General features: G+C 64.8%; 21 protein-coding genes and 1 riboswitch. Of the genes, 9 read left to right on the top strand and 12 right to left on the bottom strand.

The window, feature by feature from the left end:
• Nucleotides 1-226 precede the first annotated feature (226 nt).
• A riboswitch (TPP riboswitch) is annotated at nt 227-340 on the bottom strand.
• Between the two features lie 62 nt (nt 341-402).
• Nucleotides 403-891, bottom strand: a complete 489-nt coding sequence (locus I6L48_RS05635; RefSeq protein ID WP_216987853.1) for a hypothetical protein — start codon at nt 889-891, stop codon at nt 403-405.
• A gap of 78 nt (nt 892-969) precedes the next feature.
• Complete coding sequence (locus tag I6L48_RS05630; RefSeq protein ID WP_039040447.1) at nt 970-1398, bottom strand: hypothetical protein; 429 nt, start codon at nt 1396-1398, stop codon at nt 970-972.
• A 90-nt stretch (nt 1399-1488) separates the two neighbouring features.
• On the opposite strand from I6L48_RS05630, the gene I6L48_RS05625 reads away from it, so the two are divergent.
• Complete coding sequence (locus I6L48_RS05625) at nt 1489-2157, top strand: response regulator transcription factor (RefSeq protein ID WP_216987852.1); 669 nt, start codon at nt 1489-1491, stop codon at nt 2155-2157.
• A complete protein-coding gene (locus I6L48_RS05620) occupies nt 2154-3410 on the top strand; it encodes a HAMP domain-containing sensor histidine kinase (RefSeq protein ID WP_216987851.1) in 1257 nt (418 codons plus the stop codon). Before I6L48_RS05625 ends, I6L48_RS05620 begins: the two co-directional genes overlap by 4 nt.
• Nucleotides 3411-3564: 154 nt before the next feature.
• On the opposite strand, the gene rimK is transcribed toward I6L48_RS05620, so the two are convergent.
• The 3 genes from rimK to metH all read right to left on the bottom strand — a co-directional run bounded on the left by rimK (nt 3565) and on the right by metH (nt 9433).
• Complete coding sequence (gene rimK, locus I6L48_RS05615; protein WP_010672657.1) at nt 3565-4461, bottom strand: 30S ribosomal protein S6--L-glutamate ligase; 897 nt, start codon at nt 4459-4461, stop codon at nt 3565-3567.
• 141 nt (nt 4462-4602) lie between these two features.
• The gene (locus I6L48_RS05610; protein ID WP_216987850.1) at nt 4603-5670 is read right to left on the bottom strand and encodes a Gfo/Idh/MocA family oxidoreductase; all 1068 of its coding nucleotides are present in this window, start codon (nt 5668-5670) and stop codon (nt 4603-4605) included.
• A gap of 67 nt (nt 5671-5737) precedes the next feature.
• Nucleotides 5738-9433 carry a methionine synthase gene (metH, locus tag I6L48_RS05605; RefSeq protein ID WP_216987849.1) on the bottom strand — a complete coding sequence of 1232 codons (3696 nt, stop codon included), beginning with the start codon at nt 9431-9433 and terminating at the stop codon, nt 5738-5740.
• Nucleotides 9434-9637: 204 nt separating this feature from the next.
• On the opposite strand from metH, the gene I6L48_RS05600 reads away from it, so the two are divergent.
• The gene (locus I6L48_RS05600) at nt 9638-10915 is read left to right on the top strand and encodes a sodium:proton antiporter (protein WP_216987848.1); all 1278 of its coding nucleotides are present in this window, start codon (nt 9638-9640) and stop codon (nt 10913-10915) included.
• Nucleotides 10916-11386: 471 nt separating this feature from the next.
• Nucleotides 11387-11563, top strand: coding sequence for a hypothetical protein (locus I6L48_RS05595; RefSeq protein WP_010672653.1), 177 nt, complete (start codon nt 11387-11389; stop codon nt 11561-11563).
• A gap of 101 nt (nt 11564-11664) precedes the next feature.
• Here the strand turns inward: I6L48_RS05595 and I6L48_RS05590 are convergent, their stop codons facing one another.
• Entirely contained in the window at nt 11665-12186 is a 522-nt protein-coding gene (locus I6L48_RS05590) for a GNAT family N-acetyltransferase (RefSeq protein ID WP_049637292.1), read from the bottom strand.
• A 140-nt stretch (nt 12187-12326) separates the two neighbouring features.
• Here I6L48_RS05590 and I6L48_RS05585 point away from each other — a divergent pair, with 140 nt between their 5' ends.
• Nucleotides 12327-12590, top strand: a complete 264-nt coding sequence (locus I6L48_RS05585) for a hypothetical protein (protein ID WP_113069504.1) — start codon at nt 12327-12329, stop codon at nt 12588-12590.
• Between the two features lie 74 nt (nt 12591-12664).
• The gene (locus I6L48_RS05580; RefSeq protein WP_113069502.1) at nt 12665-13519 is read left to right on the top strand and encodes a neutral zinc metallopeptidase; all 855 of its coding nucleotides are present in this window, start codon (nt 12665-12667) and stop codon (nt 13517-13519) included.
• 73 nt (nt 13520-13592) lie between these two features.
• Here I6L48_RS05580 and I6L48_RS05575 read toward each other — a convergent pair whose 3' ends face one another.
• On the bottom strand, nt 13593-14270 hold the full coding sequence (locus I6L48_RS05575) for an ATP-binding protein (RefSeq protein WP_113069500.1): 678 nt from the start codon (nt 14268-14270) through the stop codon (nt 13593-13595).
• Nucleotides 14271-14424: 154 nt separating this feature from the next.
• On the opposite strand from I6L48_RS05575, the gene I6L48_RS05570 reads away from it, so the two are divergent.
• The 3 genes from I6L48_RS05570 (at nt 14425) to I6L48_RS05560 (ending at nt 16947) form a co-directional block, all read left to right on the top strand.
• Nucleotides 14425-15741 carry an MFS transporter gene (locus I6L48_RS05570; protein ID WP_039040437.1) on the top strand — a complete coding sequence of 439 codons (1317 nt, stop codon included), beginning with the start codon at nt 14425-14427 and terminating at the stop codon, nt 15739-15741.
• 120 nt (nt 15742-15861) lie between these two features.
• Nucleotides 15862-16584 (top strand): MarC family NAAT transporter, encoded by a 723-nt coding sequence (locus I6L48_RS05565; protein WP_048208904.1) that lies wholly within the window; start codon nt 15862-15864, stop codon nt 16582-16584.
• Nucleotides 16585-16743: 159 nt separating this feature from the next.
• The gene (locus I6L48_RS05560; protein ID WP_041212219.1) at nt 16744-16947 is read left to right on the top strand and encodes a hypothetical protein; all 204 of its coding nucleotides are present in this window, start codon (nt 16744-16746) and stop codon (nt 16945-16947) included.
• 103 nt (nt 16948-17050) lie between these two features.
• Here I6L48_RS05560 and tldD read toward each other — a convergent pair whose 3' ends face one another.
• The 5 genes from tldD to I6L48_RS05535 all read right to left on the bottom strand — a co-directional run bounded on the left by tldD (nt 17051) and on the right by I6L48_RS05535 (nt 25528).
• A complete protein-coding gene (gene tldD / locus I6L48_RS05555; RefSeq protein ID WP_216987847.1) occupies nt 17051-18499 on the bottom strand; it encodes a metalloprotease TldD in 1449 nt (482 codons plus the stop codon).
• Nucleotides 18500-18556: 57 nt separating this feature from the next.
• Nucleotides 18557-19363 (bottom strand): carbon-nitrogen hydrolase family protein, encoded by an 807-nt coding sequence (locus tag I6L48_RS05550; protein ID WP_216987846.1) that lies wholly within the window; start codon nt 19361-19363, stop codon nt 18557-18559.
• A 125-nt stretch (nt 19364-19488) separates the two neighbouring features.
• Nucleotides 19489-23391, bottom strand: a complete 3903-nt coding sequence (locus I6L48_RS05545; protein ID WP_216987845.1) for a YhdP family protein — start codon at nt 23389-23391, stop codon at nt 19489-19491.
• Nucleotides 23392-24861, bottom strand: a complete 1470-nt coding sequence (gene rng, locus I6L48_RS05540; RefSeq protein ID WP_010672637.1) for a ribonuclease G — start codon at nt 24859-24861, stop codon at nt 23392-23394. It abuts the gene before it with no gap.
• 79 nt (nt 24862-24940) lie between these two features.
• The gene (locus tag I6L48_RS05535) at nt 24941-25528 is read right to left on the bottom strand and encodes a nucleoside triphosphate pyrophosphatase (protein ID WP_010672636.1); all 588 of its coding nucleotides are present in this window, start codon (nt 25526-25528) and stop codon (nt 24941-24943) included.
• Nucleotides 25529-25546 lie beyond the last annotated feature (18 nt).

Genomic DNA, 25546 nt, shown 5'->3' with positions numbered 1-25546 from the left:
TTCGAGGAGAAGATGAACTTGCGGCGGGGTGTGCTCGGGGGAGTGAGTCGGGCATGGATCTTCCCTGCTCTGTCGTCCCGGTGTTTCCCTAGTCTGGAAACCCGGCGCCCTATGGACAACCGGACGGGACAGCCTCCCCCTCTGTGCGCCTGAGCCATCGCGGGCGGTGCCCTTGATGGGTGGGGCTCTGCTCCTGGTGAGCGAGGGTTTGCCCCGGCGCGGTAACCCGCAAGTTACCCTTGTTTCCCTTCGCAGGTCTTAACCTGATCAGGTTCCACGGATCCCGAATTAACGGTCTCAGCTTAGCGTCGTTCGACGGTCAGCACTCCGACAAGATGTGCGCCAGTATAAGTGGGGAAATTTAAAGTACAAGCCATTAACAAGGGGAAAGGGAGAGAGGTCTCACTCTTCGGCGTCGAGGGGATCCTCGGGGTCGGGAATGAGGATGTCGGTGAGGCGGCCCTCTTCATCCCGGCTCAGCACCAGGCGGCGACCCGGTTGCAGATCGGCGGCGCTGCCGTTGATCCAGCGAGTGTTAGCATCAAACACCAGCACGCCGAGATCCTGTAGCAGCAATGCCTGCTGATTATGGGTGAGCAGTCGATCCTCCGCCCGCCGCCAGCTGGCCCCGAGCGCCGGATCCGGCGCCCCGTCGAGCACCCGGATCGTCTCGGCGACGCCGTAGCGGCTCTGGATCGCGAGGTGCATGCCGGGCACGAGCCCGTCCGGCTGCGCCACGCCGTGCAGTTCGGCACTGCCGAGCTCCAGCTCAGCCCCCTGGAATTGCAGGCGCACCCCGTCGTTGTGCTCCAGCTCCACCAGCCAGAGCTCGGCGTCGTCGGCAAGGGTGCAGAAGGGCAACAACAGCAGGCAGAGTGCGGTTCGGGTCATGGCAGGCGGTCCGGGGTCACGGGGTGAGGTTTAACTATGGCCCCGGACGGGCAATTTTTCCCGGTCCACCCTGACCGGTCAGTCATCCTCCCGGCACTGGCTCAGGCGCATGCCGTCAAACTTGCACTCCAGCTCCAGCCAGCGTCCCTCGAACGGGGAGAGGCTCCCATCCGAGGTGACATAGCCCCAGATCCGTCCCCCTTCCACCGGCCCTTCCAGTTCCATCTCGTCCTCCTCCTCCAGCGCCTCCACCTCGCGAACGAGCCGCCGCGCCCCTGCCGCCGTCTCCTGCACGACCCCTTCCAGATCGACCCAGGTCCCGCCGAGATCGTCCTCATCCAGGCCATCCTTGAAGCGGGTGCGCTCATCGATCACGAAGGGAATGCCATTGACCATCAACTGGCCAAGCTGCCAGGTGGTGCGGCCCGTGAGCTTGAACTCGGCCGCCTGCACCAGACCAAAAGGCAATAGAATCAATAACCAGAAGGCGCGGAGAGACTTCTTCATCGGGGATCCTCGGGGTTACACTGGCACACAGGATGACCCATCCGGTGTGAAATGGCCGTGAAATAGCGGCACAGACCAGGAGATCAGAGCATGAAAATACTGGTGGTGGAAGACAGTCCCCAGGTGGCGGAGACCATCATGGACTATCTGGCGCTGGCCGGGCACAGGGTGGACTGCGCCTATCATGGCCAGGCCGCGCTGCAACTGCTGGCCCAGGAGCGCTTCGACGTCATCATCATGGACGTCATGATGCCGCGCCTAGACGGCCTGCGTACCGTGGAGCGGCTGCGTGCGGACGGCATCGCGACCCCGGTGCTCTTTCTCACCGCCCGTGACAGCCTGGAGGACAAGCTGGCAGGCTTTCGGGCGGGGGGCGACGACTATCTGGTCAAGCCGTTCGCCATGGAGGAGCTGGAGGTGCGCCTGGAGGCCCTCAGCCTGCGTGGCCCCAGAGGGGACATGGGCGTGCTCTGCTTTGGCGATCTGACGGTGGATCCCGCCAGCGGCCGCGCCACCCGCGCCGGGGTCGAGCTCAAACTCGGCAAGATCCCGTTCCAGATCCTCACCATGCTGGTGAAGCGCGCGCCCCAGCTGGTGACGCGCCAGGAGGTGCTCGACACCGTCTGGGGCGACGAGGAGCCCGACTCCGACGCCCTGCGCAGCCACATCTATGCCCTGCGCAATGTACTCGACAAGCCCTTCCCCACCCCCATGCTGGAGACCCTGCACGGCCAGGGCTACCGGCTGGTGACCCCATGACGAACCCGACGCCGCCCCTTGCCTCCGGCCTGCCGAGCCTGCGCCGGCGCCTGGTGCTGGCGCTGGGAGGGGCCGGTCTGCTGCTGCTGGTCATCATCAGCCTGCTGATGGTGGTGGCAGAGAACAAGATGGAGGAGCTGAGCCTGCGCCACTGGCTGGAGGCGGAGGCAACCCGCTATGACGACGACTGGTTGCGCCTCGGGATGGCGGCCCCCGCCCCCAGCCCGCGCCAGTTCTCCAGCTACTGGACAGAGGCGGGCCGCCTGCCCGCCTGGCTCAAGGCCTACCAGAACCCAGGCTTCTTCGAGCATCAGCTGGGCCGGGAGGACAAGCACTTCCTGGTACGCGCCCACCCCTCGGGTCAGGGGCTGCTCTATCTGGTGTTCAACGACGATGCGGACGACTACCTGGACCCTTACGAAGCCAAGCTGCATCTGGTGACCCGCCTCATCGGCCTGGCCCTGCTGCTGGGGAGCCTCGCCTTCGGCATCTGGCTGGTGCGTCACATCACCAGGCCGCTGGAGCGGCTGCGCCAGCGGGTCGCCCACCTGACCCCGGATCAGGGGGACTTCGTACCCGATGCCCCCTGGCAGGAGCTGCGAGAGATAGAGCAGGCGCTGCTGGCGGGCAAGCACGAGGTAGCCGCCGTGTTTGCCCGTGAACAGGAGTTCAGCCGCTTTGCCAGCCACGAGCTGCGCACCCCCAACATGGTGATCCAGGGATCCGCGGCCCTGCTCGGCAAGGTGAATGACCTGCCCGCCCCGGCAGCCCGCGCCGTCAGCCGCATCCGCGCCGCCGCCGACGAGATGGCCCTGCTCACCGAAACCTTCCTGCTGCTGGGACGCAAGGAGGCCGTGGAACGCCCGCCCCAGCAGGTGGCGCCGCTCATTCGCCGGGAACTGACCCGCCTCGCCCCCCTGCTGCAACGGGAGACGCTGGACATTCGCCTGCAACTGGACGAGGAGAGCGAGGTGCAGGCCCCCCTCTCCCTGCTCGCCATCGCCCTCGGCAACCTCTTGAAAAACGCCCTGAGCTACGCCGAGGGGCACATCGAGATCACCCTGCACGAGCAAGTGCTCACCATCAGCAACCCCACCGCCGCCGCGCCGGATCAGATCCTGGGCTACGGCTGCGGTCTCACCATCATCCAGCGCATCTGCGAGAAGCTGGGCTGGCAGATTGAGACCCACCTGGTGGATGGGGTCTTCAGCGCCCGGCTGGTGATGATCCCCGGCGCCCCCGGGGCGGCATAGCCCCCTCATTCCCGGCCCTTCTTCCCGGCTGTTCAACACAGTGGGAGAAGGGAGACACTTCCCGGCAAGCCCGCTGCCTTCCAGCCCACCCCCCAGATAGCAACAAGGCGCCCGAGGGCGCCCTGTGTTTACCTGTCTGATACTCGTTTGGAACTCATTCCGCCGGCTTGTGCTTGCGGCTCGCCTTGAGCTCGAGGAACTCGATGATCTTGCCCGCCACGTCCTTGCCGGAGGCGGCTTCCACCCCCTGCAGGCCGGGGGAGGAGTTCACTTCCAGCACCAGCGGGCCGCGGGCGCTTCGCAGGATGTCCACCCCGGCCACGTCCAGCCCCATGATCTTGGCGGCCTGCACGGCGGTGGCACGCTCTTCCGGCGTGATCTTGATGGCTTCGGCGGTGCCACCCCGGTGCAGGTTGGAGCGAAACTCCCCCGGCTGGGCCTGGCGGCGCATGGCGGCCACCACCTTGCCGTTGACCACCAGGCAGCGGATATCGGCGCCGTTGGCCTCGCGGATGTACTCCTGCACCAGGATGTTGTTGTTGGTCTGGATAAAGGCCTCGATGACGCTCTCGGCGGCCTTCTGGGTTTCGCACAGCACCACGCCAATCCCCTGGGTACCCTCCAGCAGCTTCACCACCAGGGGGGCGCCCCCCACCATGGTGATGAGATCCGGTACGTCGTGAGTGCTGTGGGCATAGCCGGTCACCGGCAGGCCGATGCCGTGACGGGAGAGCAGCTGCATGGCGCGCAGCTTGTCCCGGGAGCGGGAGATGGCCACCGAGCTGTTGAGGGCCATGGTGCTCATCATCTCGAACTGGCGCAGCACGGCGGTGCCATAGAAGGTGATGCTGGCACCGATGCGCGGGATCACGGCGTCATAGCTCTCCAGCTCCCGTCCTTCGTAATGGATGGAGGGGCTGTGGGAGGCGATGTTCATGTAGCAGCGCAGGGTGTCGAGCACCTCGACCTGGTGCCCACGGGCCCGGGCCACCTCGACCAGACGGCGGGTGGAGTAGTTGTTGGGCTCACGGGATAAAATGGCAATATTCATGGAAATGGCAGACCTGATAATCGGACTGGAGAGTATAAGGTGCCATGAACGACTGGCAACGCCAATCCTTTCCCCTCACCATGCGCGGTTCTGCAAGACAGCGCCAGCCACCAGCCCTCATGCCGGATGGCGCCAGCGACGTCAATGGGGGCCGCGCAGCCCTTGCTGCAACTCAAGCAGCAGGGCGACCTCCTGCAAACGGCGCGCCGTGGTGTCGGCCCAGCCTCCCAAAGGCACGGGGGCCAGCAGGGTCTGGGCGATGCAGTGGCGATAGAGGGGCCCCTCATGTTGCCAGCCCCGCATCCCGTCGACATCGTGATGGTGCAGCCACTCCAGATTGCCGCGGCGAAGCAGTTCGATGCGCCGCCCGTCTTTGAAGTGCAGGCAAAGCCCCTTCTTCTCCACCCCCGGACCGGCATACTTGTCGAGCCAGAGGGTCAGAGGCACCCCTGCCGCCTCGCCGCGCAGGCAGGCCCGCCCCTCGGCAGTCTCCAGATCCCCGCGCCGGATGGGCTGCCCCAGCCGGTCGCAGACGCCCTCCGCGATCAGGTGCAGACGGTCGTCCCCACCCAGGGCCACCAGCAGTTCCCGGATCATCGCCAGCAGATGGGTGCCGATGTCGAGGATGACACCGTCCGGGTGGCGCAACAGCCGCCGATCCGGCTCGCCGGTGGCGAAGTTGAGGGCATAGGGATGCCCCGCCTCGTCCAGGCCGCAGGGTTCCAGCAAAAAGCCCTCCACCGCGCTGATATCGGCGAGGGTGGCCAGCCCGACCCCGGCGCAGCCTGGTTCCCGAGGCTGCCAGCCTTCATCCAGTTTGCCGCTCAGCAGCAACTGCTGGACGGCATTGCGGGCCATCCAGTGATCCAGCGCCAGCACCCTGGCCACGACCTCGGGGTCCGCCAGCAGGGCGTGCAGGCGATCGTGCTGGGCCAGGGTGGCCACCACGGGTTTCTCCACCAGGATGAGGGGAATGGCGCTGGCCAGTGCCTGTTCCAGCACGGGCAGATGCAGCAGGGAAGGCGTGGCGATCACCAGCCGATCCAGGGGTTCGGCCAGCAGAGCTTCCAGGGTCGAGGCAGACATGACGCCGGGCAGGGTGATGGCGGGATCAAAACCCCATATCTCGGGATTTTCCGCCAGTGCGGCGAGTGCAGGCAGATAGGCTGTCTGCACCACGGCCCCCAGACCGACAAATCCAATCTTCATGGCAACCTCGATATGGCGTGCGTACCCGGCGTCTGCCCCGCACCGCGTGAGGCGGGGCAGACGGGGATCAATGCAGGTTGGGCCCCAGCCAGCGTTCGGCCTCTGCCAGGGTCATCCCCTTGCGCATGGCGTAGTCTTCCACCTGATCCTGCTGGATCTGGGCCACGGCGAAATACTTGCTCTCGGGGTGGGAGAAGTACCAGCCCGACACCGCTGCCCCCGGCCACATGGCGTAGGACTCGGTGAGCTGCATGCCGATGGCCTGCTCCACGTCCAGCAACTCCCAGATGATCCCCTTCTCGGTGTGCTCCGGGCAGGCCGGGTAGCCCGGCGCCGGGCGTATTCCCTGGTAATTTTCACGAATAAGCTCTTCGTTGCTGAGCGCCTCGTCCGGGGCATAGCCCCAGTGCACTTTGCGCACCTGCTCGTGGAGGTATTCGGCAAAGGCCTCGGCGAGGCGATCGCACACCGCCTGGATGAGAATGGCGTTGTAGTCGTCGTGGTCCGCCTTGTAGGCCTTGGCGATGGCCTCCTCGCCGATGCCGCCGGTCACCGCGAAGGCGCCGATCCAGTCGGGCTTGCCGCTCTCTTTCGGCGCCACATAATCCGCAAGACAGTAGTTGGGGAAGCCCTGCTTCTCGCTCTGCTGGCGCAGGTGGTGCAGCACCTTGCGCACCTGGGTGCGGGTCTCGTCGGTGTAGACCTCGATGCTGTCCCCCACGGCGTTGGCGGGGAACAGGCCGACGATGCCGGCACAGCGCACGCTCTGATCCTTCTCCAGCTGATCCAGCATGGCGTTGGCGTCGGCGTAGAGGCGCGTCGCCTCCTCCCCCACGACTTCATCCTCCAGAATGCGGGGGAACTTGCCCGCCAGCTCCCAGCTCAGGAAGAACGGCGTCCAGTCGATGTAGGGGCGCAGCACCGAGATGGGCACGTTTTCGAAGGTCTGCACGCCGGGCTCCCGGGGCGCCGGGGGCTCATAGCCCACCCAGTCCAGCTGATGGCGATTGGCCCGGGCATGGGCCAGGCTGACCGGCTTGGAGCGCGGCTGCTTGCGGGCATGCTGATCCCGGGCAATCTCGTACTCCTTGTCGATGCGGGCGACGAAGGCGGGCTTGAGCTCCGGGCTCAGCAGACTCTGGGCCACCCCCACGGCGCGGGAGGCGTTGGAGACATAGACAACGGGCTCGGAGTAGTTCTGCTCTATCTTCACCGCGGTGTGGGCCTTGGAAGTGGTGGCTCCGCCGATGAGCAGCGGCAGCTTGAACCCCTGACGCTCCATCTCTTTGGCCACGTGCACCATCTCGTCCAGGGACGGAGTGATGAGGCCCGACAGGCCGATGATGTCGGCGTTCACTTCCCGGGCCGTCTTGAGGATGGTCTCGCAGGAGACCATGACCCCGAGATCCACGATCTCGAAGTTGTTGCACTGGAGCACCACCCCGACGATGTTCTTGCCGATGTCGTGCACGTCGCCCTTGACGGTGGCCAGCACGATTTTGCCGTTGCTGGAGCCGCCGGACTTCTCCGCCTCGATGTAGGGTTGCAGGTAGGCCACCGCCCGCTTCATCACCCGGGCCGACTTCACCACCTGGGGCAGGAACATCTTGCCGGCGCCGAACAAATCGCCCACCACATTCATGCCATCCATCAGCGGCCCCTCGATGACGTGCAGCGGCTTCTCGGCCTGGGCGCGTGCCTCCTCGGTATCCTCCTCGATGAAATCAGTGATCCCCTTGACCAGGGCGTGTTCGAGCCGCTTGCCCACCGGCCAGCTGCGCCACTCCTGATCCCGCGGATCCTCCGCCTGGGCACCCGCGCCGCGATACTTCTCGGCGATGGCCAGCAGCGCCTCGGTGGCGTTGTCGTTGAGGTTCAGCACCACCGCCTCGACCTTCTCTTTGAGCTCGGCCGGGATGTCTTCGTAGATGGCAAGCTGGCCCGCGTTGACGATCCCCATGTCCATGCCGTTCCTGATGGCGTGGTAGAGGAAGACAGCGTGGATGGCTTCGCGCACCGGCTCGTTGCCACGGAAGGAGAAGGAGACGTTGGAGACGCCGCCGGAGATCATGGCGTGGGGCAGGTGCTCCTTGATGTCCTTCACCGCCTCGATGAAGTCCACCGCGTAGTTGTTGTGCTCGTCGATGCCGGTCGCCACCGCGAAGATGTTGGGGTCGAAGATGATGTCTTCCGGCGGGAAGCCGACGCGGTCCACCAGAATGCGGTAGGCGCGCTGGCAGATCTCGAACTTGCGGGCCCGGGTATCGGCCTGGCCCACCTCGTCGAACGCCATGACGATGACGGCGGCGCCGTAGCGGCGCAGCAGTTTCGCCTGCTCGATGAATTTGTCCTCCCCCTCCTTCATGGAGATGGAGTTGACCACCGGCTTGCCCTGCACGCACTTGAGGCCCGCCTCCAGCACCTCCCACTTGGAGGAGTCGATCATCACCGGCACCCGGGCGATGTCCGGTTCCCCGGCGATGAGGTTCAGGAAGCGCACCATGGCCGCCTCGGCGTCCAGCATCCCCTCATCCATGTTGATGTCGATGATCTGGGCGCCGTTTTCCACCTGCTGCTTGGCCACGTCCAGGGCCTCGTCGTAGAGCCCTTCTTTTATCAAGCGCTTGAACTTGGCCGAACCGGTGACGTTGGTCCGCTCACCCACGTTCACGAACATGGAGTCCGCCGTGATGATGAGAGGCTCCAGGCCCGACAACCGACAGGCCACCGGCAGATCCGGCAGGGCGCGGGGCTTGATGCCCACCACGGCGTCCGCCATGGCGCGGATGTGGGTCGGGGTGGTGCCGCAGCAGCCGCCCACCAGGTTGAGAAAGCCGCTCGAAGCCCACTCGCGGATATGCTCCGCCATCTCGACCGCGTCCAGATCGTACTCGCCAAACGCATTGGGCAGACCGGCGTTGGGGTGGGCGCTGACATGGGTCTCGCTGATGCGGGACAGCTCCTCCACGTACTGGCGCAGCTCGTCCGGCCCCAGCGCACAGTTGAGGCCGAAGGAGACCGGTTTGACGTGACGAAGGGAGTGGTAGAAGGCCTCGGTGGTCTGGCCCGAGAGGGTACGACCGGAGGCGTCCGTGATGGTGCCGGAGATCATCACCGGCAGGCTGTAACCCAGCTCCTCGAACACCAGGTCCACCGCGAAGGCGGCCGCCTTGGCGTTGAGGGTGTCGAAGATGGTCTCGATCAGGATGATGTCGGCACCGCCCTCGATCAGGGCGTGGGTCGATTCGGTGTAGGCGGCCACCAGCTCGTCATAGGTGACGTTGCGCTTGCCCGGATCGTTCACGTCCGGCGAGATGGAGGCGGTACGGTTGGTGGGGCCCAGAACCCCTGCCACAAAGCGCGGTTTCGCCGGGTCCTTGGCGGTCCACTCGTCCGCCACGGCGCGGGCCAGGCGGGCCGCCTCCCGGTTTATCTCGGCCGAGAGCGCTTCCATCTCGTAGTCCGCCATGGCGATGCGGGTGGCGTTGAAGGTGTTGGTCTCGAGGATGTCGGCCCCGGCGGCACAATACTGGTCGTGGATCTCGCGAATGACGGCTGGACGGCTCAACACCAGCAGGTCGTTGTTGCCCTTGATGTCGGTATGCCAGTCGGCAAACCGCTCCCCCCGATAGTCCGCCTCACCGAGTTTGTAACCCTGGATCATGGTGCCCATGGCCCCGTCGATGATCAGGATCCGCTCCTTGAGACAGGCTTCCAGCCTGGTTGTGACATCCGCTTTCTTGTTCGACTCTCTGCTCGACACCGCTCGTACCCCTTACATCCATGCAACTGCGTGATGCCCATCCTAGCAGCAATCAAATTAAATGGAAATCTAGCCGTCTATCTGTCCGTGATGACGATTAAATATAACCATAAATAGGTAATGAGCATGATCTAACCCGGGAGTACCCTATGCCCGTCCTCAAGAGGGATACGTGCTTGCTGTTTACCAAAGAGAAAAATAACTATGAGCGTCTACTACACACTCTGCTTCCTGGCAGCGTTGGCGATCTTCATCGCCTTTGCCAACCAGTATGTTGTGAAGATCCAGACCACCATCGCCATCACTGCGGGCTCCATGCTGATCTCCGCGCTGCTGGTGCTGTTTGGCAAACTGGGTTGGTTCAATCTGGAGCCTCTCGCCATCAAGACCATGGAGAGCATCGACTTCCAGAACTTCCTGTTGAAGGGGATCCTGGGCTTCCTGCTGTTCGCCGGCGGGCTTGGCATCAACCTCAAGGCGTTGCGTAGCCAGAAGTGGGAAATCACCATTCTGGCCATAGCCGCCACCCTGCTCTCCACCTTCCTCATCGGCTACGGCTTCTGGTTCATCGCCAAGCTGCTGGGCTGGGACCTGCCGCTGGTCTACTGCATGCTGTTCGGCGCGCTGATCTCCCCCACTGACCCGATTGCCGTACTGGCCATCGTCAAGAAGATGAAGGCGCCACCCCAGATCGCCATCCAGATCGAAGGGGAATCCCTGTTCAACGACGGTGTTGGCCTCGTCATCTTCGCTACCGTGTTTGCCGTGGCCTTTGGCGGCGTGGAGCCCACCTTCGGCAGCGTGGCCGGTCTGTTCCTGCACGAAGCCCTCGGCGGCATCCTGTTCGGTGCCGTGCTGGGCCTCATCGCCCACGTGATGATCAGCGCCACCGACGACGGCTCATTGGAGCTGCTGCTGACCCTCTGCATCCCGACCGCGGGCTTCGCCTTCGCCAACATGATCGGCGTCTCCGGCGCCCTGGCCATGGTGGTGACCGGCATCATGATCGGCAACTGGACCCGTCATTCCGGCTTCTCCGAGCAGAGCCAGCACCACCTGGATCACTTCTGGGAGTTGATGGATCAGTTCCTCAACGCCCTGCTGTTCCTGCTGATCGGTCTGGCACTGGTGCTGCTGGATCTGGCCTGGCGCGACTGGATCCTGCTGGTCATCGCGGTGCCGCTCTGCCTGGCCGCCCGCTTCATCAGCGTCTCCCTGCCCTATGTGACGTTCCGCAAGTTCCGCAGCTACAACACCTTCTCGGTGCGCATCCTCACCTGGGGCGGCCTGCGTGGCGGTCTGGCCATGGCCATGGCCCTGGCACTGCCATCCGGTGTCATGATGATCCCGGAGCACAACGTCGATCTGCGCCAGGTGATCCTGGTGATGACCTACTCGGTGGTGATGTTCTCCATCGTGGTACAGGGCATGACCATTACCCCCATGATCACCGCCGCCAAGAAGGCCTGCGGCGACGCCTGAGCCCGTCCCTGACCGGCAATGAAAAGGGCTCCCTCGGGAGCCCTTTTGCCGTCCCCGTGGCCGTGAAAAACAGGGAATGACTGGGTGAACGCACAATTAGTGTTTGCTTTTTACACATTTCGAGGAGAGAATGCGCGCCGGCTAGTTAATCAGCCCTGATTATGTTCGCAATGCTTCACCTCACGATGAATCCTGCCAGTACCCGCATAACCTTCTTCTGATTTACTCGCCTTGAGAACCGTTCAGGCTGTCTGCCTGCGTTGCCCGGCTCTCACGGTGCAGACCCGATCTGCCCACTCCCAAGTAGCATCATGCATCCGCATGGTCCTTGGCGCCTTCCTTGAAAGTGCAGACGCCCCTGAACCGGGCTGGGTATTCCTGCGCGCTCGTCCGCCATCGTGCTGACCGCGCCCATTGACCTGACATTTGCCAATACAAGGAGCAAACACTTAATTTATATAGAGAAATACCATGATGAAACACGTACAGATCCGCAAACCCCTGCGTCGCAGCAAACCCATCAACCTGCCCGTGCAAGAGCACGACGACGATGCGTTCCTGATCCAGTTCAGCACCCGCTTCAGCGGCGGCTTCGCCATCTCCTGTGATGGTATCGCCGGCGAGTTCTCCATCGAAGAGCTCAACTGACTTTGCCTACCCAGGCAGCACCCGATGCAGACAGGCCGCAACTCACGGCGGCCTCCTTGCCTGACGTCATAGTCTGCATGGCCCCGCTCCCCGAGCGGTGGCTAGACCCCGCAAGTCTCCTTGTCCGGCGCCTCCAGCAGCAGGCACTCCTCCTCGCCGGCCCCCAACCTGACCCGTTTGCCCTGACTCAGCCCCAGCTTGGCGAGTAGCCGGACCGAACGCTCATTGCCCGGAGTGACGATGGCGACCACCCGCTCGATCCCGAGCCGTTCGCGGCCATCTGCCATGGCCGCCCGCGCGGCTTCGATGGCATAGCCCTGACCACGCCAGGCGGGCAGGAAAGCATAGCCGATGTCTTCACAGGGCAGGGTATCGCGCTTGATCAGACCGCAGATGCCGAGCCTGGCCCCGTCTTCCCGCCGCACCACCAGATAGAGTCCGTGACCGTGGCGGGCATAACTGACCGCAGGCCCCTGCTGGATGTAGTTTTCGGCATCCGCCAGGGTACGCACCCCGCGATCGCCGATGTAGCGGTGAAAATCACCATCGTTGAGCAGTTCGAGAATGAAGGGGGCATCGACAACGGTCAGTTCGCGCAGTTCCAGGCGCTCGGAGAGGATCATGGCATGGGCTCGTTCGGCAGAGAGAGTGTCCAAGACTGCTCTCGCCCCGTCCCCTTGGCAAGACCCGAACGATATTTTCGCCCCCGGGAGCCGCGTCCCCGCTATACTGCCCACCCCATGGAACAGGCAGGAGAACGGCCATGACCGATACCCCCGAATTTTTTGATGAAGAGACACTGCTGGAGATGGTGGAGAACCAGCTCGCCGACGGCCAGCCCCTCCAGGTGAAAGCCACCCTGATGCGCCTGGTGATGAAGGGCACCCCGCGGGAAGAGGCGCTGCAATACATCGCCTGCGCCCTGGGCGCCGAACTCATGGCCATGGAAGCCGAACAGGGCCCCTTCAACCTCGTCCGTTACGGCGAGTTCCTCGACAGCCTGCCCGAGATGCCCTGGGCCGAGTGACCCGGGCCGATTAGGCAAGCCCCGGCGCCAGCCATTATCATTACTGCCACCATCAATGACGGGAGTATGGGGATATGCGCTGGCAAGATCGCCGTGAGAGCAACAATGTGGAAGACCGGCGCCAGCAAGGCGGCGGCAACGGGGGCGGCGGCCTGCCCATCGGTGGCAAGGGGCGCCTGATCCTGCTGGTGGTGGTCATGGTGGCGGGGTACTACGGCGTGGACCTCGGCCCCCTGCTGCAGGATCCGGCCCCGCAGAGCCAGCCCCAGCGTCAGAACTCGTCCCAGGCTGCCAACGATCCCCTCGCCCGCTTCACCTCGGTGATGCTCGCCTCCACGGAGGACGCCTGGGGCGAGATGTTCCAGCAAAGCGGCAACCGCTATCAGGCCCCCAGACTGGTGCTCTATCGCGGTGCGACCCGCACCGGCTGCGGCCAGGGGCAGTCGGTGATGGGGCCCTTCTACTGTCCGGCCGACAGCACCGTCTACATCGATCTCTCCTTCTATCAGGACATGCGCGACAAGCTGGGGGCCGACGGCGACTTCGCCCAGGGCTATGTGATCGCCCACGAGGTGGGCCACCACGTGCAGAACCTGCTCGGTATCTCCACCAAGGTGCGCCAGCAGCAACAGGGGCTGAGCCAGGTCGCCCAGAACCGGTTGTCGGTCAAGCTCGAACTGCAGGCGGACTGCTTCGCCGGGGTCTGGGGCCACTACATGGAAAAAGAGCAGGTGCTGGAGCGCGGCGATCTGGAAGAGGCGCTCAACGCCGCCCAGGCCATCGGCGACGACAGGTTGCAGCAGCAGGGTCAGGGCCGGGTCGTTCCCGACAGCTTCACCCACGGTACCTCGGCCCAGCGCCTCGCCTGGTTCAAACGCGGTTTTGACAGCGGCAAGCCCGCCAGTTGCGACACCTTCGCCGCCCGCTGAAGGGGGCAAACGCAAAGGGGCCGATTCCTCACGGAGCCGGCCCCTTTCCTTTCTCACCCGAGGGGGTCTTCCCTCATTCGGGACCCTCCGCCAGCAGATCGGTGAAGACGAAGCCGTCTCGCAGCACCGTTTCCCCCACCCGGATGGGCAGGGGATGCAGGAACATGGGGCCGTCCCAGGCCAGGGTGTGAAACTCCCCGTTCTCGCCGCAGGGATCCACCCCGGCGGGCAGGGCAGCCAGGAAGGCCGGGCCAAATTCATGACCACCTAACCCGGCGTCCAGCTTGCCCGGCTCCAGGGTGCAGACCCTGGCCTTGAGCCCGGCGTCGATCATCGCCTGCGCCAGCTCGGTCGTGTCGCTGCCCCAGAGCGGGAAGAGCGGCGTGATGCCGGTCCCCGCCAGTTGCCGCTCCCGATAGGCGCGCACATCCTCAAGAAAGAGATCCCCGAACGCCATGTGGTAAATGTCCTTGACCTGCACATCGGCGATGAAGCCCGTCATGATGCGTCCATACTCCTCGTTGCTGCAGGGCCAGGGCAGGTCGATGGTGATCAGCGGCAAGCCCACGCACTCAGCCTGTGCCAACAGCAACTGCTTGCGCACCCCGTGCATAGCCACCCGCTCGAACGCCTGGTTGAGTGTGGTGAACAGCCCCACCACCTCGATGGCCGGATCCTGGCGCAGGCGATGCAAGGCCCAGGCGCTGTCTTTTCCGCTGCTCCAGGAGAGCAGTACCTTTTTCTTCGTCATGATCTCTCCAGCTTCTTGCCGCACCGTGCTGCAAGACAGTGTTGCGAATTGTGCGATTTACATTGCGGGACACAAAAGCATACCCTCGTGGGTGAGCGTATCCCCGCAGCACACCGGGGAGAATAACTAAAAAAACGATGGGAAACATAAGGATATGAGTAAAGTCAGCACATCGCACGACCACGGTCGCCCCCTCAATCGACAGGATTACAAGACCCTGAGCCTGGCGGCGCTGGGCGGCGCCCTCGAATTCTACGACTTCATCATCTTCGTCTTCTTCGCCGTGGTCATCGGCGAGCTCTTCTTCCCGGCCGACATTCCCGAGTGGCTGCGCCAGTTCCAGACCTTCGGCATCTTCGCCGCCGGCTACCTGGCCCGCCCCCTGGGGGGCATCATCATGGCCCACTTTGGCGATCTCATCGGCCGCAAGCGGATGTTCACCCTCAGCATCATCCTGATGGCCTTGCCGACCTTGCTGATCGGCCTGCTGCCCACCTACGCCGTGCTCGGCATCGCCGCCCCCCTGCTGTTGCTGCTGCTGCGGATCCTGCAAGGGGCCGCCATCGGCGGGGAAGTCCCCGGTGCCTGGGTCTTCGTGGCCGAGCACGTGCCCGCCCGCCGGGTCGGTGTCGCCTGCGGCACCCTCACCGCGGGGTTGACGGCCGGCATCCTGCTCGGCTCCCTGGTGGCGACCGCCATCAACCGTGGCATGAGCCCGGGCGATGTGAGCGACTGGGGCTGGCGTCTGGCCTTCGTGCTCGGCGGCGTGTTCGGCATCGTCGCCATGTACCTGCGCCGCTGGCTGCATGAGACCCCGGTCTTCGCCGAGATGCAGGCCAACAAGTCCCTGGCCGAGGAGCTGCCGCTCAAGACGGTGCTGCGTGAACACAAGGGCAGCGTCGTCGTCTCCATGCTGCTGACCTGGCTGCTCTCCGCCGGCATAGTAGTGGTGATCCTGATGACCCCGACCTATCTGCAGAAGGTCCACGGCATCAGCCCGGCCGATGCCCTGACCGCCAACTCCCTAGCCATCGTCGCCCTCACCCTGGGCTGCATCGTCTATGGTCGCCTGATCGATGCCATCGGCAGCGGTCCTACCTTCATCCTGGGCTCCCTGCTGCTGGCCGGCGCCACTTATACCTTCTACCACAGCCTGGCAGCCGGCACGGATCAGCTGGTGCCCCTCTACATGCTGGCGGGCTTTGCGGTGGGGATCGTCGGCGCCGTGCCCTACGTCATGGTCAATGCCTTCCCGCCGGTGGTGCGCTTCTCCGGGCTGTCGTTCTCCTACAACGTGGCCTACGCCATCTTCGGCGGCCTCACCCCCATGCTGGTCACCCTCTGGATGAAGGAGGACGTGCTGGCCCCCTCCCACTATGTGGTCAGCCTGGCCGCCCTCGGTTTCGTGCTCGGCATCTGGCTCTGGCTGCGCCAGCGCGGCCAACGCCAGGCCACCCCGCAGGCCGCCTGATCCTTCCCAAGCAAGCCCCGCACTGTCGGGGCTTGTTCTTTGCGGATATCATCGACCGGGTGGCGGTCCGCTGCGGACCTGCCAGCTCACCCCAATCCGTCCATCTGCCCGAGGTCCACTATGTTCTTCCAGGTCGTCTTTCTCGCCTTGCTGGCCCTGCTGCCCATGGTCAACCCGCCCACCACGGCCACCCTGCTGCTGGGACTGAGCAAGGGCATGTCCCGCGAGCACATTCGCCGCCAGATCAACATGGCCGCCCTCTATCTGTTCGCCACCCTGTGCGTCAGCTTCTTCATCGGATCCTCCATCCTGGATCTGTTCGGGATCTCCATTCCCGGCCTGCGCCTGGCCGGTGGCCTCATCATCGCCTTCATCGGCTTTCGCATGCTGTTCCCCTCGCCAAACCAGTCTGCCGGGGTCGAGGCCAACCAGAATATCGCCTTCGTGCCCCTCACCATGCCCAGCATGTGCGGACCCGGCACCATGGCGCTGGTGATCAGCGGCGCGGCCCAGATCGCCGAGCTGCCGGCCGAGGCCGATCGCGTCGTCATCTATGCCGCCATGGTCACCGCCTTCGCCCTGATGAGCCTGATCAGCTGGGGTGTGCTCAAGCTGGCAGATCCCGTGTGCAAGATCCTGGGAGCCACCGGCATCGACGCCATGACCCGCATCATGGGTTTCCTGCTGGTGTGCATGGGTATGCAGTTCTGCATCAACGGCGTCAAGGAGGTGGCTCAGGATCCCGTCTTCCATGGCCAGGTGATGGAACAACCCGCTGCCGCCTTGCCGACCCATGCCGGATCTACCGCCCTCGATCATCTCGCCGTGCCGCGCCAGCCCTGATTGAAAACGGTGTCATTTTTCGTGCAAATCCCTCGTGATCTTGCGCCTGATCATATTGCCTTCATCTTGATGGGGTAGTCTGGTTTTTGTACAGGCAGGGTTCAGAAGGTTGCCGCTAGCGTGGCATGTGCTGACCCCATCACTTGAGGAGATATGCAAATGGAAAAGATGCTGACCGAGATTGGAAGCTACAGCCTGTTTCATGAGTATCTGAACGTGGTCGGTGCCGCCAGCCCCGCGCTGACCCGGATCAAGACAGGATGGGAGTTCAAGCGAAAGGATCGCCTGCTCGCCCAGATAAGGGTGGATGACCACGGCCACGCCCGCTTCTTCATCGACGCCCGCGCCATTTCGGTCAACTGACCCGACCCCTTTCCCAGCCCCGGCGCCTGCCGGGGCTTTTTATTGCTTGCGCGTTCCAATAAAAACCCCGGCGCCGGGCCGGGGTTTACAAAGGTGTGTGACCTTACTGGGTGCCGCCCACGGTGAGCTGATCCAGCTTGAGGGTGGGCTGGCCGACGCCGACCGGCACGCTCTGCCCCTCCTTGCCACAGACCCCGACTCCGCGATCCAGCGCGAGATCACGGCCCACCATGGAAACCTGGCTCATCGCCTCGGGGCCGTTGCCGATCAGGGTCGCCCCCTTGATGGGCGCAGTGATCCTGCCATCCTCGATGAGGTAGGCCTCGGAGGCGGAGAAGACGAACTTGCCGGAGGTGATGTCCACCTGGCCGCCACCGAAGTTGGGGGCGTAAATGCCCTTCTTCACCGAGGCGATGATCTCGGCCGGATCGTACTGACCCGCCAGCATGTAGGTGTTGGTCATGCGCGGCATCGGCAGGGCGGCGTAGGATTCGCGGCGGCCATTGCCGGTGAGCGACACCCCCATCAGGCGGGCATTCTGCTTGTCCTGCAGGTAACCCTTGAGGATGCCGTTCTCGATCAGCACGTTGTAACCCCCCGGCGTCCCCTCGTCGTCGATGGAGACGGAGCCGCGCCGACCCGGCAGGGTGCCGTCATCGACGATGGTGCAGTGTTTGGAAGCCACCTGCTCGCCGATGCGTCCGGCAAAGGCGGAGGAGCCCTTGCGGTTGAAGTCCCCCTCCAGACCGTGACCCACCGCCTCGTGCAGCAGCACACCGGGCCAGCCGGCACCGAGCACCACCGGCATGGTGCCGGCCGGGGCGTCGATGGCCTCCAGGTTGACCAGCGCCTGGCGCACCGCTTCGCGCACATAGCCAAACGCCCGGCTCTCGAGCCCGTCCAGCTCGAGGAAATGGTCGTAACCGAAGCGGCCACCGCCCCCCGCGCTGCCGCGCTCACGGCGATCCCCCTTCTCGGCGATGACGGTCACCGAGAGGCGCACCAGCGGACGCACGTCGGCGGCCAGGGTGCCATCGGTGGCGGCCACCAGGATCTCTTCATAGACCCCGCTGATGGAAGCCATCACCTGATTGATGGCGGGATCCAGACTTCTGGCGAACTTGTCCATCCGCTCCAGCAAGGCAATTTTTTGCTGCTTGTCGAGGGTCTGCAGGGGATCCAGCGCCGGGTAGAGCAGGTTTGCTTCGGTGCGAGCCCATGCTTTTACCTTGCCGTGAGCACCGGCGGCGGCGATGCCGCGAGCGGCAGTCACCGACTGTTGCAGCGCCAGCAGGCTCAGCTCGTCCGAGTAGGCGAAACCGGTCTTCTCGCCGCTGACGGCGCGCACCCCCACCCCCTGATCGATGTTGTAGCTGCCATCCTTGACGATGCCGTCCTCCAGCATCCAGGACTCGTGCCAGCTGCGCTGGAAATAGAGGTCGCCGAACTCCACCTGATGGCTCATCAGGCTGCCGAGCAGCTGTTGCAGCCGCCCTTCGTCGAGATCGTTCGGGGCCAACAGGGAGGCACTAACCTGGCTCAATAGACTCAAATCTTTCTCTCCACTCTCATGCGAGATGTCGTAACGGTTAAATCCACGGCCGCGGGCTCACAGCAGGCGGGCGTGTTGCAGCACCGGCATGGTGCGTTTCAATTCATCGATCAGGGCCCCATCCAGCGGCGCCAGCACAGTGCCCTGCCCCGACGCCCGACAGGCCAGCACCCGGCCCCAGGGGTCGATCACCATGCTGTGGCCCCAGGTCTGGCGCCCCGTCTCGTGGGTGCCCCCCTGGTTGGCGGCCACCACGTAGCACTGGTTCTCGATGGCACGGGCCCGCAGCAGGGGCTCCCAGTGCGCCTCGCCGGTGACGGCGGTAAAGGCGGCAGGCACCAGCAGCACCCGGGCACCGGCCCGGGCCAGCTGGCGGTACAGCTCGGGAAAGCGCAGATCATAACAGATAGAGAGGCCGAGGGGACCAAAGGGGGAGTCCACCAGCACAGGCTGATCACCCGGGCTGAAGATCTCCGACTCCCGGTAGCGGCCGTGATTGTCCGCCACGTCCACGTCAAACAGGTGGATCTTGTGGTAGTGCCCCTTGAGCTCGCCGTCGGGATCGAACACCAGGGTGCTGGTGTGGATGTGGTCGGCACCGGCGATGGCGGTGGGCATGGCCCCGGCCACCAGCCAGATGCCGTGGGATTTGGCCCAATCAGAGAGTTGCTGCTGGATTGGGCCATTTCCCAATGGCTCTGCCCCGTCCAGATACCCCTGCCGCTCGCCAAAGAGGGCGAAGTTTTCCGGCAGCAGCACCAGCAAGGGGCGCTCCCCGGGCAGACTCGCCAGCTCGGCGGCGATCCGCTCCCGGTTATCCTGCCAGGTACGACCCGATATCAACTGCATGGCGGCTAGCCACATGACGCGCTCCTTCTGTTGGGCGAGCCGGTGACCGGTGACAGAAGGCCTTCTCGGCTCGCGGGGCAATATCTGCACTATGAGGGGTTTGACGACTGGGGGAAAGTCCCCCAGTCCGGCGCTGGCCCTCAGCGCTGACCCGAGCCCTGATGCTTGGGATTGAGCAGGAAGGGGGTGACCTCCTTGGCGGGCAGGCCGGGCGCCACCGCATCCACCGCCTCCTTCTGGTGCTGGTTGAGCTTGATGCGGGCGCGATCCCGCCCCGCCTCCACCAGCCTGGGGGCGTCCAGCGGGCCGGAGACCCGAAAATCGATACGGGTCACCACGTCCACCACGGGCTCCAGCAGCTTGGAGAGGGCCAGCACATAGAGCCCGGTGATGGGAGTCAGGGAGAAGGCCGCCACCACGGGCAGGGTGCCCCCCAGGTTCGGGGAGAAGCTCAGATCAAAGTCGAGCCGCCAGCGCACCAGATCCGCGATGCCCTTGCCCCGCAGGTTGCCCGCCGCCCCTTTCATGTAGAAGTCGTTGTTCTCCACCACCCCCTGATTGACCTTGGCGGAGGCGGACATGGACTCGAAATAGAAGCCCTTGTCGAAGACGTCGCGAAAATCGAGGCGCAGCTTGCGCATCAGGGAATCGAGGCTCAGCAGGGAGAGCAGCCGGGCCCCCTTGTCGTTGACCTCTCGCAGGGTCCCCCCCTCCAGCTGGTAGTCGGCGCTGCCCGCCAGGGTCGGCAGGCTCAGGCGGTAGGGCACGTCACGCCAGTTCAGATCCAGCGCCAGCTTGCCCGGGGCATCCCCGATGGGCGAGGTGTAGCCGAGCCGCTTGAGCAGCAGCTCGCTGTTGCGGGTCTCGAGGTTCACCCTGGCACGGGTCTGCATCTGGCTGCCACGGGCCAGCCACTCGGCGCTGCCGCGCAGGGTGCTGCCCGCCAGGCGCATCTCCAGTCCCTTGAGATCCAGCCGGTTGGCCCCGGGCAGCAGCTCCCCCTTCACCTCACCCAGGGGCAGCTCGCCGAAGCGGCAATCCACGCAACTGAAGGTGAGCCAGGGAATGGCATTCATGATGGCCCTGTCCTGGCGCTCATCGGGATCCGGGCTGAGATCGGTCCCCTTGCCGGACCAGTAGATGCGGGCAAACTTGGCATCGATGGGGCGCCCATCGGCCACCGGCACCCGCACCACCCCCATCACGTCGGGGCTGTCGATCATCACCTCGGTGGCCTGGTTCACCGGCCCCAGGGTGAAGTGCACCGCCTTGAGGCTGGCACTGCCGATGTCGGCACGGGCCAACTGGCCATCCACCCACCACTCCTGGGGCAAGAACGCGGGGCCCACCACCGCATTGCCCTGCGTCGCCTGCGCCTTGGCCGGCAGCCACTGCTTGAGACGGGCCAGCCAGCCGGCCACGTCCGCCTGCTGCTGATTGATGGCGAGCAGCATGGGCTTGTCCTGCATCACCCGCGCCCCGGGCTGGCCGATATTGACCCGCACCCGGCTGAGGTAGGGCACGCCGTCGCCGTACACCAGGCGGCTCTGCATGTCGATGTCCGCCCCCAGCACGGCGCGGATGTCGGCGCTGCCATCCCGCCCACGGGCCGTCACCTTGAGGGGCAGCCGGGTACCCGCCGCCTTGGTCAGGGGCACGGGCAGATCCAGCCCCATGCCCTGCAGGTTGGAGTCCAGCGCCAGCTGGAAGCTGAACGCCTTGTTCTCGGGCAGGGTCAGCCCCAGGGTACCGGACCAGTTGCTGCGCCCCTGGAGCATCTCGAGGGCCGGTATATCCCGGCGCTGGCGGCGGCTGTCCCACTGCCCCTGGAACTTGAGATCGGCCTGATAGCCGTGGGGCAGTTGCCGCCCCTGATAATCCAGGGTCAGCGGCTGGTTCCACAGGCTGGCCTTGAGGTTGTGAATGCGCGTCTGCTCGTTGTCATACTCGAGCGTCCCTGCCACCCCGTCGAGTGGCAGGTCCAGGGAGGCGATCCTCACCTTGTTGTCCTTGAAGCTGGCTTCCCCGCTGGCCTTGACCTCCCCCTCGCCATCCAGCGGTATGTCGAGCTTCACCGTGCCCTTCATGGGGCCGCGGATCTCCACCTCCCGCAGCGCCTGACCGACGGATCCCCCCAGCGGCGAGTCCTGCAAATAGTCGCTGATGGCCTTGCCCTCACCCTCAACCTTGGCATCCACGTAGAGGTGAGCCCCCGGATAGAGGTCCGGGATCCAGGCGTGCACCGAGTCGGAGCTGGCCTTGCCGAGCTGGGTGGCGCGGCTGTTCATGTCGAGGCTGGCGTTCTGGAACAGCAGATCGATCTGCAGGTCGGTCAGCGGCTGCCAGCCCGGGAAAAACTCGTAGGTGGCCTGTTGCAGCGGCACCGCCACCTGGAAGACGCCCTTGCCGTTGTCGTAGGGGAAGTCACGGAATTCGCCGTACCAGAGCAGGTCGGCCCCCTTGGCCTTGCCCCCCTTGATGGCGCCGCTCAGGTAGCTCACCAGCCCCTCATCCATCACCGCCAGGGGGTAGTAGCGATCCGCATGGGCCGCGTTCTTGACGTCGATGCGCCCGGTCAGGGCGAGGAAGGGGTGCTCGAACAGCTCGAGGCGAAACCGGCTGGCGAGGCGCAGATCCGGGTTGTCCAGGGCAATGTCCTGACCATAGAGCACCCAGCCTTGCGGCGCCCGCCACCAGTCGAGGGCCGCACTCAGGCTGTCCACCGGGATGGGTTCCTTGAAGTGGCGGGCCGGATCCACCTTGCCTTTGCCCAGGGTCAGGCGGGCACGCCCCCCGTTCGGGGTCAGCCAGAAGTCACCGTCCAGCTTTTGCAGACCGGGCACATCGTGCCAGGCCCGGGTCCCGAAGCCGCGCAGTTGCCCCTGCAAAGAGAGCCCCTGCCAGTCCCCGTCGGCTTGCAGGACCAGCTCCTGCAACTGGCCCCTTGGCCGGGTGCGCTTGAGGGTCTCGGTCAGCTCGGGATAGAGGCCGGAGACCAGCTGGCTCAGGTTGGCAATCTGGTCGAGATCGATGGCGGGCACATAGCCCTGGATGCGCGAGCCGATGCGCTCGAGCTGCAGGCGGCTGTGCAGCCAGGTGGCGCCATCGAGCTTGAAGGTGACGTCGTGGCTGGCGAGCTGCCACGCCTCGCCGTCCCGGCGCAGCTGGATCTTGCCCCCCTGCAGGTCGAGGCGGTGCGGCTCCCCCTTGATCTCGTCCTTCCAGATCAGGTGGTTGTTGCCAAAGGCCAGCAGGGAGTTGCCGAGCCTGCCCTTCTCGAACTCGCTCCAGAGCTGGAAGTCGAGCTGGCCGCTCACCGGCGGCGCGCCGGCGTGGATCCTGGCCAGCATGGGGCTGATGTCCAGCTCCCGGGCCCCCAGATAGAGCTGGCCCTTGAGGCGGTCGAGCCGCACCTCGGGGGCATCCACATCGATGATGAGGTCCAGGGTGCTCTCCCCCACCCCGTTGATGAGATAGGCCTTGCCGACCCCCTGATGCCGCTTGCCGCGGTTCTGCCAGCGCAACTGGGCGATGTCGAGGGCGCGCACCTCCCCCAGTGCCGTGGTGAGGCTCAGGCGAGTGTCGTGAATGTCGAAGGTGGAGAGCTGGGTCAGCAGGAAGCGCAGCAGGGCCTCCTGCTGGTTCGCGCTCTTCCCGCTGACGGGGGTGGCGGGCTGGGTCATGTCCAGCGCGATGTTGCCGTCACTCAGGATCAACTGGCCAAACACCGGTCTGAGTTCGTTGAGGGAGCGCCAGAAGTCGAGGTGGGCCCACACCTTGCCAAGGCGCAGGGAGAAACGCCCCGAATCGGGGGCGATGGCCAGCCCTTCCAGCCCGATGGCCGGGCCGCGGGGAGTCCACTCCAGCCCGACGTGATCCACGCTCACCTCGAGCTGACTCTCCCCGAGCAGGGTCCCTATCACGGCCGCCCGGTGCTGGTTGAGCAAAGGGCCGCCCAGTCGTACCACGCTGACCAGAACGGCCAGCAGCACGAAGAAGACTCCGAGGGCCAACCAGCCCCGACTCAGCCAGCGATAGACCAATTACATCATCACCACATCGAACTGTTCCTGCCCACAGAGCGGCTCGGAGACCACCCTGACCTGCTTGCCGATGAAGACTTCCAGCTCCGCCAGACTGTGGGACTCCTCCCCCCGCAGGTAATCGGCCACCGAGGGGGCCGCATAGACGGTGAACTGATCCGCGTCGTAGGCGCGGTTGACCCGGATGATCTCCCGCAGGATCTCGAAGCAGACCGACTCCACCGTCTTGACCCGGCCGCGCCCCTTGCACTCGGGGCACTCGGCGCAGAGCACGTGCTCCAGGCTCTCCCGGGTGCGCTTGCGGGTCATCTCCACCAGCCCGAGCTGGGAGAAACCGTTGACGTTGGTCTTGGCCCTGTCCTTGGCCAGCGCCAGCTCCAGGCTGTGCAGCACCCGGCGACGGTGATCCTCGGACTGCATGTCGATGAAGTCGATGATGATGATGCCGCCGAGGTTGCGCAGGCGCAGGTGACGGGCGATGGCGGCGGTGGCCTCGACGTTGGTGTTGAAGATGGTCTCTTCCAGATTGCGATGGCCGACGAAGGCCCCGGTGTTGATGTCCACCGTGGTCATGGCTTCGGTCTGATCGATGATGAGGTAGCCGCCGGATTTCAGCTCCACCTTGCGCTCCAGCGCCCGCTGGATCTCGTTCTCCACGTCGTAGAGATCGAAGATCGGCGACTCGCCGGTGTAGTACTCCAGCTTGTTGGCCAGCTCGGGCACGTACTCCTCGGTGAAGCGCTTGAGCTGATCGAAGCTCTGGCGCGAGTCGACCCGGATCTTGTCGAGCTCGGCACCGACGAAGTCACGCACCACCCTGAATGCCAGGCTGGGATCCTCGTAGAGGATCTTGCAGGGGGGGTACTTCTGCTTGCGCTCGAGGATCTTGCGCCACAGGCGCTTCAAGAAGGCGGCGTCCTGCTCCAGCTCCTGCTCCCCCACCCCTTCGGCGGCGGTGCGGATGATGTAGCCGCCCAGTTCGTCCACATAGCCGGCCACGGTGCGCTTGAGGCGCTCGCGCTCCGCCTCGGATTCGATGCGCTGGGAGACCCCCACGTGGGCACTGCCCGGCATGAAGACCAGATAACGGGATGGCAGGGTGATGTCGGTGGTGAGGCGGGCCCCCTTGGTACCGAGCGGGTCTTTGACCACCTGTACCATGATGTCCTGCCCCTGGCGCACCAGTTCGGCGATGTTGCCGGCCTGGAACTGCTCCTTCTCCTTGATCGCCACGCACTCGGTATGGGGGACGATGTCGGAGGCGTGCAGGAAGGCGGCCTTGTCCATGCCGATGTCGACGAAGGCGGCCTGCATGCCGGGCAGCACGCGGCTGATCTTGCCCTTGTAGATGTTGCCCACGATGCCGCGCTTTGCCTGACGCTCCACATGCACTTCCTGCAGCAGACCGTTCTCGACCAGGGCGACCCGGGTTTCGGAGGGGGTGACGTTTACCAGCAGTTCTACCGACATAAGTTACCTTGCCTTTCTAGTTTTGAATTCTGGCACGACGAACAACGGGTAACTCAGCAGCGCACTGCTGACGAGAGGATTACCGGGTCTGCTCGAGGTGCTGCTTGATCAACAGGTCCGTCTCCAGCAGGGGCAGGCCGACCACGGCACTGTAGCTCCCCTCGAGACGACTGACGAATTTGCCGGCAATGCCCTGGATAGCATAAGCGCCCGCCTTGTCGCACGGCTCGCCGGTGCGCCAGTAGGCTTCGATCTCGGCCTCGTCCAGCTTGCGAAACGCCACGTTGGTGGTGACCAGTCGCACATCGCACCGCTCCGGGGTGGCCAGGGCCACCGCCGTCATCACCTGATGTACCCGCCCGGAGAGGGCTTCCAGCATGTCCTTGGCGTCCAGCAGGTCGGAGGGTTTCTCCAGCACCCGCTCCCCCAGCACCACTATGGTGTCAGCCCCCAGCACCGGCAGCGCCGTGGGCGCCGCGGCCACACCGGCCATGGCCTTGTCGCGGGCCAGCCGGCAGACGTAATCCTGGGGCTTCTCACCGTCGTTGCGCAGCTCCGGCACATCCAGCTTGAGGACCTCGAAACGATAGCCCAGGCGGGTCAGAAGCTCGTGCCGGCGGGGGGAGCCCGAGGCGAGATAGAGTTGCAGTTCGTTGTGCTTGTTCATACTTCACTCAATGAGACG

Source organism: Aeromonas sp. FDAARGOS 1418 (assembly GCF_019048585.1).
GTDB lineage: Bacteria > Pseudomonadota > Gammaproteobacteria > Enterobacterales > Aeromonadaceae > Aeromonas > Aeromonas caviae.
Note: the sequence above shows the minus strand (reverse complement) of the source record. Positions and strands in the feature narration are given on the sequence as shown.